The organism is Cellvibrio sp. BR (genome assembly GCF_000263355.1).
Classification (GTDB): Bacteria; Pseudomonadota; Gammaproteobacteria; order Pseudomonadales; family Cellvibrionaceae; genus Cellvibrio.
In genome coordinates this window covers 801,557-814,697 of record NZ_JH668200.1, presented here as the reverse complement: position 1 = coordinate 814,697, position 13,141 = coordinate 801,557, and the positions used below count along the sequence as shown (strand labels likewise).

Genomic DNA, 13,141 nt, shown 5'->3' with positions numbered 1-13,141 from the left:
AAATTTCCTTACCCTTGATGTTTCTTGCGTTTCAGAATAGCAGCTAACTGTGAACGCTCATTTACCGTTAATGCAAATAACCAACCAAATAATATAAATACGAGAGTTGCACTAGCGGCAACCATCAACAGCACCAAATAATTGTTAATAAGGAAAAACTCTTTGGCGAAAAAAATAGCTATTAGCATACCGACGCAAGGAACCAACCAAGGGAGAAGTGCGGCATGCAGATACACAACAGGGGAAAAACCCAAATTTTTGCAACAAATACTCAATAATATTGGCTGAAAAACCAAGGCAGGAATGAGTGAACCCAACGCAACCCCTAAAATACCTAAGGGATAAATTAGTAGTACACTCAAGCCCAAATTCGCCAATGCAACTATGGGCTGCCATTTAGCAAAAAAGCCATGCTTGTCAATGGCGGTCAGATACCGACTTGCCATAGGATTAAATAATGGTAAAACCAGAAATGCTATTAGCACACCGAGAAAACTATTCGCTGAATTAGCAATCTCCTCCCCTACCCACAACGCAAGAAAATCAGCGCCCAAGGCGTAGGCACCAATCGCCAGAATTAAACAGGGCGCCACCGTAAACTTGCTGCCAGTCAAATACACTTCCTGTATTTTTTTCTGATCATTCAGTGCGCCAAGGGAGCTGAAATAAGGCATAAATACATGGGTGAAATTATAGGAAATAAGGCGAATATAACTCACTAAATTTGCAGGGATACTATAAAGCGGCACAGAAGCCGGCCCCATAATAAAACCTATTACCAAGGTATCGGTTGCATTTTCAATTTTAGTAGCAACGCCTTGAACCAGGGTTTTAACACTAAACCTTAATAATTCTTTCAATTGTGCCAGCGAAAAATAGGTGCGACGCAAGCGTAAAAATTTACGTCGATACTGCATTAGCCAGACCAGGAAAAGATATTTACTGCAAGTTCCTACAGCGTTTACACCGGCCAATAGCAGCAGTGCATTCTCTGGCGTAATAAACACGAAAATAATAGTACTGCCAATTATTGAATTAAAAATAGTGACATTATTTTTTAGGTAGTATTCTTGATACGCCTCCAAATAACTTTCTGCGGTGTAAGAGGGAAATGTAATCAGTAACTGTGCCGCGAGTATCAGCAAAAACCAGGTGTAGCGTAAATTATCTGAGCTATCTGCCGGTGCGATTAAATCTGCAAAGAAAAATCCGGCAACCGATAAAATAATCGCAATAAAAACTCCCACTACCAATAAAAAAAACCAAGCTGTCGCATAGAGAGTGGTGAGCGCTGCCTCATCTTTTTGGGCAATAAAACGGGATGCAAACCGGCTAACAGCGGGGCGGATACCTAAATCCAGCATACCCATATAACCGATAACAGCACCCACCATTTCCCACAAGCCGTAATCGTAATTGCCCATGTTTGTTATTAGAATCGGCGTCATCACAAAGGTGATGCCCAACTTTAAAAACAGGGTTCCAAGATTAGAAGCAGTATTAAAAGCGAGACGCTTATACATTGGGTGGAGTTCCGGATATTTCACGATAAAGTTCGTGTAATACCTGTGCGTGCTCATGAGCTGAAAACCTTTTTAGTGCCAAAGGTTGGTACTCAAAAAACCGTTCGCCGCCTTCTTGCAATTGTTCGGAAATGGCAACCGCCAATTGCTCTGCATTACCCACAGAAACTACCTTTGCAGGGGTATTTGACAACACCTCGCGCAACCCAACACAATCAGTCCCGACAATAGGCACACCACAACTTAACACCTCCATCGGTAGCAAGGGACACGCCTCCCAACGGGAAGGCATCACTACCAGATCAACTCCGCGAATCGCCGCAGGCATATCGTTAGTCCCAGGCAGCTGGATAAAATAATCTTTTAAACCCTTGGACTCAATTAAAGCAAAGTCCTCACGAATAAAGCCACCCCATCCAAATGTCAGCACCAATGGCTTCATAGCAGCTGGAGATTGGTTTACCAAAATTTCAATCGCTTGTACGAGTTGTCGAAATCCTTTTTGTGCCATAAACCGCCCAAAAAAACCAATAATCGGTCGATGACCCGCATTCAACTCAGTCCGCAAATCGCGAGCTAATCCCTTGGAAAAAAAATCGGTATCTATGCCGTTGGTAATGTTCTTTACCTGTTTAGACGGCAGCCGAGGAAAATATTCATATATATTGTTGCGCGCGTCTTGAGATACGGACAATACCCGGAAAACAGATCCTAGCAGCCAACGCATAGCGAGCTTTTTAAGCCACCCGCCGCCACCCTTAAATGTACCGGGTAAAAACACATCATGCGCAGTCATAATATGAGGGACCTTCCTTTTCCACATAACTTGCTGCACAAAAAAGGAGGCTGAAAAACCATGCGAATGAACCAAGTCATAATTACCAGTCGCCAACTCAACTTTAAGTCTAGCCCTGATTGATTTTCCATCGCCTTTTACCGGCAATAGTTTTATTCGGCCGACAGGAAGTTGGGTATCAAGAAATTCTTTCAAACCGTCTGCCGGTGCAATCAAGGAAATTTCTACATTTTCAAACGTTCTTCTACCATAAATGTAGCGAAAATAAGTTTTTATTCCGCCAACTGGCCAGCGTGCCACCAATAATACTTTCACGCTTTCACCCCCTTGATTTCATTTACTCTCATTAATAGAGAGGCCGCCACTACAAAACCTGCCAAGTTGTACCAGTAATACTGGCTTAATCCCCAATAGTTGATGCTATATACAGCAAACATCCAAAAAACAATGTTAAGTATCTTGAATAGGATTTTATAAAATGGATAGCTATCATTGGTATTAAGTATCGACACATTAAGCTGACGTTTAATCGCAAAAATAAAACGACCAAAGAAAATCATACCTACAATTCCAACTTCTATAAGTAATTCCATATACATGTTATGACTTGCTTGCGACCTACCAAAAGTATTAAATTTCGCCTCATTTGTGGTCCCCAAACCGTAACCGAAAATTGGCCGCGTTAAACCCAACTCAAATTCCTGAATCATGCCGTTAATGCGCCCCTCCGCAGTATTTGATTGTTTTGCCTCTGATGAAAACAACGACAGATAACGATCACGCTGTATATCATTCATAACACTTAAGGCAGCCACAACACCAACTGCAGCAAAAACAAGAAGGAACATCTTTTTTTTGCTTTCCTTAAATATAAACCAGCAAACCACAAGTAAAGCCAAGAATGCTCCACGAGACATGGTTAATATCAATGCATAGAGTAGAAATGCTAGCAATAAAAAATAGAATAGCTTTACTAGAATAGCGCGACTTATAAGAAAATAGTGAAGAAACGGAATAGCGGTTACTATTACAAACCCTAGTTCATTCGGATTAATTATATCTGCTGGAGCACCTCCCAATCGGTTTGCAAACTCACCCTCCCCCATATAAGTAGAGCTGCCCCAATAACCACTAGTGAGATTCAAATACAATGGTTCCAACACCCTAAATACCTGTAGTACAACAAATACTAATAGTGCTATTTTCAACCTCTTTTCTGTATCTAGAATGAGCGCAGTAAAGTAGAGGAACACAATTGCTTTTAGGAAAGTGGAAAAATTAACTTTTAATACACTACCTGGAAAAGTCACGAAGGGTAAGGTAACAAAAATCATAATAATGAAAACACCCAGAGCTTTAAAAATTGGGTGTGCTAATTTTTCACTGAACTTATCACGTTGAAAGAAAAGCAACATGGATATAATAAAAAACAACAAAAACGTCGGGCGCAGCACTCCTAAACCAGGAATACGCGCTGGTAGGTTTAGAAAAAATACAGCGAGGTAACAGATATAAAAGAAAAATGTCGCTGCCGATACACTGAGCAACTGATTGCCGCCAAAATTATTACGCGAAATATAACCAGCCATTAGGATGCCCTTTAAACTCGTGACAGCCACGAAACTATTTCAGCATTAAATGCTTCTACAGCAGCGCAATAATAGTTTTCCTCAATAAGAGCAAACTTGGCACCTGAATAGAGTGACGCCGACGGGGAGTTCCTATCCGACGGCACATACCTTCCGTAGACTTTAGTAAAACCTTTGTTTCTTAGGAAGAATACAACTTCATTGATGAGTGCTTTCTCTAACGAAAAACCCATTGCCCTACAACTCATAACAAAAGTATCTATTTCCGCAACGCCCTCTTCCTTGAGTGCCACGACGATTACCGCCACCAAACCCAAGTCACCGAACTTATCGCCTAAGCTCGACGTAAACACGAGATGACGCTTGCTTGAATAGAATTCAAGCACTTCCTTTTTTGAGTAGCGAATGGTTGTGAGGTTAAATTGATTAGTTCTATTGATAAGCTCTAACACCCGCTCTATATTTTCCAGCTTCGCTTCATTAAATGTATACCACAAGCCTAAGGCGCTTAAATTCTCCAGCGAACCAGCCACTGGTGCAAGAGCTGCATTACGCGCGGCTTGCTCCTGATACATTGCAGTTCGTTTCATTGCTTCTTCTGTGGCTTGCGTATTTGGATAGCTCTTTAAGCGCTCTAACGCGACCCAAGTTGAATCTGCTTCAGCATCTAAAATAATTACATCGGGATGAGCATCTGCCACCAGGGCACGTTCATGTCTATTATCATCAATAAATACGAAGCTATCTTTACCAATATTTAATGCGCCGACAGTAGCACTCACTGACTCAGCTTTTGGATTCCAATGAATCTGTAAAAACGCAAAATCTTCCCTTTTTAGTAACATTTCATGCCAACGGATATTCTCTTCCGTATTTTTGCTAACAGCCACCAGAATTATCCCAACATTTTTTAATTCTTTTAATAGCTGCTGCCTTGCCGTAAAGTGCTTCACCTCTCCGTCAGCCATAACACCTGACCAAAGAGTATTATCGAAGTCAACCAAGATTGCTTTGCATTTTTTTAGTGAAAGATATGCTTCCGCTTCTTGAATATATATTTCAGAAAGGTATACACCAAAATATGAGGTATGAAACATGCCGTGGTATTTACGCTGAGGGGCAATTTCTTTTGCGCAATGCTTTATGCCCTTTTCTATTGATACACTTAACTCATCAACCAGAATTATATTTTCAATATTGCGAATAACCTCAATCAATTTTTCATTGAGGTATTTAACTGCATTTTTTTTCTTTGGCCCCATGGGAGGTACTAGCGGCAAATATTTACGCCAACGCCCCAAAGGTAATCCGGAAACATTATGAACCAGAAAGGTTTTATTAGTTTGCGCGCGCAACCCTATTAAAAATAGCTGGACCTGACTAATCATTCCATCACAAAAATGTTCTATCTCCTGGTAGGTCATCTTCTCGGCATGAGAAATAATTCTTGAATACTCAGGAAGCGCCTCGAAACTAAAGAAACTAAAACTGACAATATCAATATTGTTGGCGTTTACATACTCTAAAATACTCTCCGAATTTAACCCACCACTAGAATTAGCGCTAAAATAGATACACCTAAAGTCTATGGAAAAATCTTTTTTAAAATAACTCGGGTTTGAAAAAACCCTCACCTCGTTCATCAAGCAGTCACCCACCGCTAGAACTTTTACCGTATTGTTATTTATTGATATCAGCGGTGCATGCAATGCCATCCAATCTTCATACTTTGGCGCTCTTTCAAGCAATATGTCGCAAAGTATTCTGTAGTCTGCCTTTACCATATATGTATGATAGGACAACTGTATTTCGGAAGTGGACAGATGGGGGCTATAACGCTTTCTCTCGTCAAGATAGATATAAAGCAATTCGCGCCGTGAGCTACGCAGATATTCAATCAATATCTTTAATAATGGAATTACGAATCCAACTCGCATTTCCTCAATATTTTCTTTTTTTTGAATTCCAAACTGCGTTATAGAAAATTCAGAGAAATAACTATCAGCCATTTTTTCGGACAGCAATGAAATTTTATCTTGCATGCCTGAAGCAATATTTTTCAACATACTCAATTCCTTTAACGCCCATATAGAATAAGGGCTCAGATTTTTGTTCTTTCATGCTTCTTGATGATATTGCCCATATGCTCAACACCATAGAGCGACTTTTTAAATTGAAAGCTTTCCTCTGCGGCGGTAAACCTTCTCCAACTATTTTCCAAAGCAATATTATGGCGATCAGAGAAGGCGGTTACCGCTGTTAAATAGCCAGCCTCTTTTACTACCGACTTAACCGCTTCGGTGTAGTCCTGAGGCTGCCCATTGGGATAACAGAATGTTCTAGCCGCTAAACCAAGTTCGCGCTCAATATCTTTTTTGGACCCTATTATTTCCAATCTTGCCTCATCAATAGATGCCATACCGAGTGATGGGTGAGTTACCGTATGCCCGCCTATTTCAATTCCCTCCCGCTGCATTTCGGCTAACTGTGCCCAAGTCACCGCTTCATATTCACGTGGAGCCACTGCCGGAACACTGACATTACACCCACTAATTAACTCTTCCATTCCCAGCAACCGATCCCTATTACTGATTTGCAGAAAATGGTTAACAATTAGCGACCATAGGCTATCGCTATCTTTATCTAGATCGACACTTAACCGTGAAACTGTGATTCTTTTATGGCTATTTTTTTTGTTTAATAATACCCATCGCACCTGGTCGTACCACAGCCACAGATCCTGATTTACAAACCCCGTAGTCACAAAAAATGTAGCGGGCACCGCGTAGTGTTTTAACAGCGGATAAGCAACTTCATAAAAATCGCGATAGCCATCATCAACCGTAATTACCACTGCATTCTTGGGCGCATTACCAGTCTGTTGAATAGACTGCGCGAGTGTTGCCAATGTCATTGGCTGAAAATAACGTTTCATCAACTGCAATTGGCGCTCGAAGGTAGCTGCCGTAACTTCATGACCTTTTTTTTCTGCAGAGAAACGGTGATACATAAGAATTTTGGGTTGGTTGCGGGTAAGTACGCGCGCGATTTGATAGCCGCCCAATTTACCCGCCAACTCAATAACGGCTGACTTCATGACTTAACTCCGATTAACTCGCGGTACAGCGACAAGTGCTGGTTCAGCATCGCATCAATGGTGTAACGCGATTCCGCTTCTTTTTTTGCAGTAGTACCCATTGCCTTCGCACGCTCTGGTGTATTTAGTACTGCAGCCATAGCCTTGCTCAATTCAGCCACATCACCGACCTCATACAACCAACCGGTTTGATCTTGTGTAACTGCTTCCGGGTTGCCGCCGGTTCGGCTGCAAATAACGGGTAGCCCCGCGAATTGATATTCCACGATTGCGTTAGAAAAACCCTCAGACTCCGAACACAAAAGCCCTGCAGAGAGGTATTGCAAACAGTCAGGGATATCACTGCGAGAACCAAAAAAATGTACACGTTCGCCAACACTCAGGTTACTCGCCAGAGATTTCAATTCAGTTGTATCACCGGCACCAATAATTACCAGGTGCGGGTTATGGCTGTTGAGATCCAACTGAGCCAGTGCAGCAATTGCATCTTGCATACGTTTTATCGGGCGGATATTGGCAACCAAACCGAAAATAGTCGCACCAGACACCTTAAGCGCTTCCAACTCGGGAACTCTCGCCTCAGCAGAAAGCGTACGATTAAAACCGTTATAAATAACTCGCAATTTGGATTGGGGAATACGCTCAACCTCGCCGGTGACATTTGCCACTGCACGGCTGTTGCTCAGCGCGCAGGACACAAATTTTCCAGTGAATGGAAGGACCGCGCGATAAATACTGTTATACCAAAAGCCCATATCACGGCGCGAGATAATGGATTTGATACCCGCCAGCGAAAACATGGGAGGGCACACCACGGAGGCGTCATTAAAAAAAATGTGTGCTAATTGAAAGCCATCCACTTCTGCCTGGCGCGCCTGCCTGTAAACGCGCCACCATGTTTTGGGGGATTTAATTGACGATGAGCCGATAACAGCAGTCGAGCACGACAGCGGATTTTTATTCAGCCAGTCACTGTTTGCCAATATTACTACTCGCAATTCACATCCCGCGTTTTGCAGTAGATTAATCAGCAACAAAAACTGACCCTCAGTACCCGCATGAGGGTTTGTAAGGCGGTCAATGACCAACAAAATTTTCATCTAATTTTCTCTTTGCCAGTCACGACCGCAATCGATCTTACCGGATCTAACAACCCTGCCAATAACATCCGCCACACCATTTCAAAACGATTGGTTTTCTTTTGATAGAGCGCTTGAGCCAAACGAAAGTTGACCAAGGCGCGACGCTTACGCAAGGTTGATTTTTGGTAGGGATACCGCTGTGCGGCTTTTTCAAGAATAATCAGGCCACACCGCCAGCGGGTCTCTGTTCCTTTGGCACTGATTGAGTCACCGTGGCGGCGATAACGGAAGGAATCTATCGATTGGTGGGCGATTTTAGTTTTTTCGGCCAAGCGGATGAGCATGTCATGATCCTGACCAGAGCGTAGTGTCTCATCAAAATTACCAGCTTGTTGGTAAACCGAAGCACGCACCAATGAATTTTGTGGCAATAAAAAATAGCAATCCAGCAGCAGGTCATTGGGGTCGCTGCGCTCTATACGATTATCGTAATTAATTTCGTATATCACATTGCCGGCAGCATCAATGCCCTTACCGTTACCATAAACCAAACCCACTTCAGGGTTTTGCTGGAAAAACGCTACTTGCTTAGCAATTTTCCCGGGAGCATAGAGGTCATCGCTGTCCAACACGGCAATAAATTCACCGGTCGCCATCGTTAAACCAAGATTTAAAGCTGCCGCCTGGCCTTTATTTACATTGCCAGGGTGACGTAAAAGAATTAGTTTTGTTTGATCCGCTATTGCTTGGACTAATAAGTCGCCGCCATCAGAGGAACCGTCATCAATAACAATTAACTGAATGTTTGGATAGTCCTGAGAAAGAACTGAATGAATGGTTTCTTCTATGTATTGCGCACGGTTAAAAAGAGGGATCAAAACTGAGACCAAACTGGGAGTGTAACTCATGCTACCTAATCCTTTTCAAACTCGATAATAGGTGCGCATCTTAACAAAATTAGTGGTTGCTTACATTATGTCCCGCTCTAACCGAAACAATATGATGATCAACCAGACCTATTTTGTTCTGTGAGCAGACATTGCCTGCTGAAAACTCTATTATTTAGCCCCCCCAAAAAACCTTTCGTCTTATCGGATGAGAACAAATGGAAAAAAACCAAGCACCATCTTTAAGTGCACAAGACAGTGAATATGTAAACTACCTAAAGGGAGCGTCAATTCTAAGGGTTGTATTAGTTCATCTAGGGCTGAGCTGGGCATATCTTCCCTACAGCTCTTACATCGGCATTTTTTTACCCGTTTTATTTTTTTGTTCTGGGTTTATATGTATTTCGCTTTTCCTAAAGAGGAAAACCACCAAAGCTTATCTGATAAAAGCTTTGATTGGTTGCGTAACACCCTTTTATCTCATTTATATTTTGTCGCTAGCGGTCAAGTCGACTTTTGCAGAAGTCGACTTATCGGTTGAACACTTGTTTAGAGTAATATTGCTCTCTCCGAGTTCAGACCAGATGCCCTACCCATTAGGCCAAATTTGGTACCTACGTGTTTTGCTATTTTGCCTAATCTTGAGCCCTTTGATTTTTACTATATCAGCTAACAAGCACTATTTAATTCTTATACCCGCAATTACTGGACTAGCTCTCTCATCATTTCAGTTCTTTATTCCGTTTGGGAAAGAGTTAAATTTCTTTGGCCACAGCTTCTTCCAAGAATTAGTTTACTCATCCTATTTCTTTATTGGTGCCTATTGTTTTTTGATTGATTGGAGGAAAAAGTTAAGGGGAATTACTTATTTGTTTGGCATATGCATTCTAGGATTGCTAGCCATCATATCCCTTACAAATACAAGCAATAACCTTTCTGATCACGCGTACTACCCAGATATCTATTATTTTCTTTTCGGATTAGTAGGTGTTTTACTCTGCCTTTTAAGTGCGAATATCGTTCAGCCTTTAATATCGCATTTGAGCTTGCTAAAAGTTATTCTCAACTATTTTGCAAGGCACTCATACGGAATATTTTTGATACATTCACTGCTCATAGTTGCTACTGAAGAATTTTTTGGCTGGAAGGATATTGGTGAAAACTGGCATATTGCGTTATTCAAAATAGCGACAGTGGTGATTGGCTCGATGCTTCTTGCATACCCTATAACTCTTACTTCAAAAAAAATAGGGTCCCTCATTTTTAATGCCGTAAAGGCTTGATATACATTTTAAATCTCAATATGGCTTGACCCCAAGCGGGATCAAGCCTGTAGACTTATCTAATTGTCCATTTTTGGCGGACTTTCAAATGCTATACCAGCTTCATTGGGAATGTCGTCATCAGAGAAAATATAGATATAAGCTGGCTTTTTGCGATCAAGCCCTCCGTAATATGGTTTAAATCTGATTTCCTCATTTTTCCAAGAGCTAAAAAATTGTACTTCTTGATGAGTTACATCAGAAAACTTGGGGGCATTGCCCAGCACAATACGACGAAAAGATCCATCCAGATAAATATCATCCATCCAAATTTCTTGATGCATCTCAATCTGATTCACGTCTTGCCCAATCAAGCCTATGGTTGGCGAATAACCTGCAGCGTCAGATGGCTCGGAATAACTCCCCTCAGCATCAATAAGACCGTTGACCTTGGTCTTAATGTGCCCCTTTACCTGATCGATAAACAACTCCATGAAATTCCACTCCCGAGGAATAACATTCGACCTATTTACTACACTGAAGTCTGCCTGATGAACAGAAAAGTTGGTCCATGAGAGACGGAAAGTCCCCTCAGTTCCATCACTCTCCCAAACACGTATGTATTTGTTGGAGCCAGGCCCGCGGGTATTCACTGCAAGCAGCGCAGATTTATTGGTAGAGCTTAATGTAAGACGGTTACCAGTTAAGCGATTGGTATTGTATTGGCCATAAAAATTAGCATGTAAAGTTTTGGTTGCGGGGTAGTACGCTATTACCCTTCCATAAATCGTGGTAACACCTGACCAATGAGCACCGGCATCAACCACAAACTCCTCTCCCTCTGACGGATTAAATTCAGTATCGACATCACTCAATTCAAATTGAAAATAATTGCGCGTCTCATTTTGTTGCCGAAACCACCAGCTTATGTAGGTTTTTTTGACCTCAGGGGAAGTGCCAGAACGCGAATGTACACGAGGGTTCTGTAAATTAACCTTTACTCCAATGCCGTTGTAATACTTACCTGTCGCCGCCCCTCGAGCCAAAACGGGATCACTACGAATAAATAGTGCACCATAAGAATTGGACCATGGAGAACTTGTGTTCCCCATCGTATCTTTTTGGGTAATCTCACGATCAGGAGGAAAACTATCGAAATATGAATTGAGCAGGCCTTTTTCATACACGGGGCCAACCTGATCATAGAATATAGGAACAGATTTAGCACCAAAGCCACTACCTTTAAGGATAACACTGGCAATCTGACCATCACCAGTTTTCTCCAAGGAGACCAGACTAACCACTTGAGCAAATCCCAACACTGGAATTATTGACAGAACCAACAATAGGGCTCTCATTATTTACATCCCCTCATTTAACGATATACAGCGCACAATATAACCACTTAATCATAGTAGCTATGTTTCAGCGAAGGCATATCAATTTATTTCTAATAGCGACTTTTTTATCATTAATAATATTGAGCTTAGTTAGTATACCTTTTCCTCAGGAAGCGCCGAACCACCCCTTGAAAGAGCCCAACAGTTCACTGCTAAGAGACTGACCTGGCTTCTTAGCATCACTTAAACAGAATTACTTTAGAAAATATGGTAATTCAGTTATTAAGATATACTTTTTAAGTCTGATGATTAGAAAAAAGGTCATTTATACTGAATAACATTCTTTTTGAGTCAATCCCCCAATTAAAGCTGTTAAGAATAGCCGCTTGACCTTTGCTTCCAAGATCATTTCTAAGCTCAAAGTCTGTGAGACTTATCAGATTGGCTGCAATCTCATCGATATCTCCATTTATCGTAGTCAAACCGCAACCGACTGAGTTTAGTATCCTAGCTATAGGAATCACATTAGTGCTTAACACAGGTAAGCCAGAAGCCATATAGTCGAAAATTTTATTAGGTATTGTGTGATTCCAATGTCCGCAAAATCTGTAGGTGAGAGCCCCCACATTCGCTTTAGCCATAATCGCTCTAACTTCGTTGTGATCAAGCCAACCATGAACTGTAATATGATCACTTAACCCTAGTTCATTTACCAAACTCTCAATTTCTTTTTTAGCTAAGCCAGTACCAATTATGTCGACAGTGATTCCCCTGTCACCATCCACACGCGCAATAAATTGTGATACAGCCTTAACCAATAGATCGATTCCCCTGATTTTAGTAATGAAGCCCACATAAACAATATGCAATTCTTTACCACTATGTTTTTTAAGTGCAAGAGAAGCACTCGACAGAACAGGGGTATTGCTTACGATTGTTATTTTCTTAGGATCGACTCCCTTGTTAATAAGTCGATCTCTCGATTCTTCGATCATGACAAAAATATGATCGCATAACCTCAAGCATATCTTTTCATAAAGATCTGCTGCACTGGGATTTTTCAACAAACGATTTATTTTTGACTCAGAACCATATTCAGCTACCGATCTATACATTTCAGGATAGCATTCTGCCATGTCGAAAATAACTTTCTTACCAGATAAGCGAGCAACAATGATTCCAGCAAGCATTAACGGCAAATCTCTTATGATGATTCCATCACATCGCTTCGCAATAGCAATTTTTGCAATTAAATAGAGCCAGAACGGATTGAACCAAAGAGGATAATTAATGATAGAAGCTATTACTTTCGGAAGCCTTTCAGTTCTTGGCAGTCGATAAACATCAAAATCTTCCATCCTCTCTATGGGATCTCTTTGATTTATATTTCTACAAACCAAATTTATAGCGTGCCCATTGATACTTAAAGTTTTTACAATTTTTTCTACCCTTACATCCCAAGGATAATCTTCTTTATAAACAAAACAAAAATTCATGCAGGGTTAACTCCGTAGGCGTGATTATAGGCATTACCTTTTTCATTGGATGCATACCTAGTAACCGGA

Annotated in this window: 10 protein-coding genes; 1 reads left to right on the top strand and 9 read right to left on the bottom strand. The window is 41.3% G+C overall.

What is annotated here, in order from left to right; genetic code table 11:
• Positions 1-8: 8 nt before the first annotated feature.
• The 7 genes from O59_RS03375 to O59_RS03345 are packed head-to-tail and all read right to left on the bottom strand — an operon-like array spanning position 9 to position 8,995.
• A complete protein-coding gene (locus O59_RS03375) occupies positions 9-1,523 on the bottom strand; it encodes an oligosaccharide flippase family protein (RefSeq protein WP_007639496.1) in 1,515 nt (504 codons plus the stop codon).
• The gene (locus O59_RS03370) at positions 1,516-2,634 is read right to left on the bottom strand and encodes a glycosyltransferase family 4 protein (RefSeq protein ID WP_007639495.1); all 1,119 of its coding nucleotides are present in this window, start codon (positions 2,632-2,634) and stop codon (positions 1,516-1,518) included. The genes O59_RS03375 and O59_RS03370 overlap by 8 nt, the downstream gene beginning before the upstream one ends.
• Entirely contained in the window at positions 2,631-3,908 is a 1,278-nt protein-coding gene (locus tag O59_RS03365) for an O-antigen ligase (RefSeq protein ID WP_157152442.1), read from the bottom strand. The genes O59_RS03370 and O59_RS03365 overlap by 4 nt, the downstream gene beginning before the upstream one ends.
• Positions 3,909-3,919: 11 nt before the next feature.
• Positions 3,920-5,974: an HAD family hydrolase gene (locus tag O59_RS03360; RefSeq protein WP_007639493.1), complete on the bottom strand. Its 2,055-nt coding sequence runs from the start codon at positions 5,972-5,974 to the stop codon at positions 3,920-3,922.
• A gap of 35 nt (positions 5,975-6,009) precedes the next feature.
• Positions 6,010-7,005 (bottom strand): polysaccharide deacetylase family protein, encoded by a 996-nt coding sequence (locus O59_RS03355; RefSeq protein WP_007639492.1) that lies wholly within the window; start codon positions 7,003-7,005, stop codon positions 6,010-6,012.
• Positions 7,002-8,105, bottom strand: coding sequence for a glycosyltransferase (locus O59_RS03350; protein WP_007639491.1), 1,104 nt, complete (start codon positions 8,103-8,105; stop codon positions 7,002-7,004). The genes O59_RS03355 and O59_RS03350 overlap by 4 nt, the downstream gene beginning before the upstream one ends.
• Positions 8,102-8,995, bottom strand: coding sequence for a glycosyltransferase (locus O59_RS03345; RefSeq protein WP_040391108.1), 894 nt, complete (start codon positions 8,993-8,995; stop codon positions 8,102-8,104). Before O59_RS03345 ends, O59_RS03350 begins: the two co-directional genes overlap by 4 nt.
• A gap of 197 nt (positions 8,996-9,192) precedes the next feature.
• On the opposite strand from O59_RS03345, the gene O59_RS03340 reads away from it, so the two are divergent.
• Positions 9,193-10,257, top strand: coding sequence for an acyltransferase (locus tag O59_RS03340; RefSeq protein WP_007639489.1), 1,065 nt, complete (start codon positions 9,193-9,195; stop codon positions 10,255-10,257).
• A 59-nt stretch (positions 10,258-10,316) separates the two neighbouring features.
• Here the strand turns inward: O59_RS03340 and O59_RS03335 are convergent, their stop codons facing one another.
• The gene (locus O59_RS03335; RefSeq protein ID WP_007639488.1) at positions 10,317-11,594 is read right to left on the bottom strand and encodes a hypothetical protein; all 1,278 of its coding nucleotides are present in this window, start codon (positions 11,592-11,594) and stop codon (positions 10,317-10,319) included.
• 278 nt (positions 11,595-11,872) lie between these two features.
• Positions 11,873-13,072 carry a glycosyltransferase family 4 protein gene (locus O59_RS03330; protein WP_007639487.1) on the bottom strand — a complete coding sequence of 400 codons (1,200 nt, stop codon included), beginning with the start codon at positions 13,070-13,072 and terminating at the stop codon, positions 11,873-11,875.
• Positions 13,073-13,141: the final 69 nt, after the last annotated feature.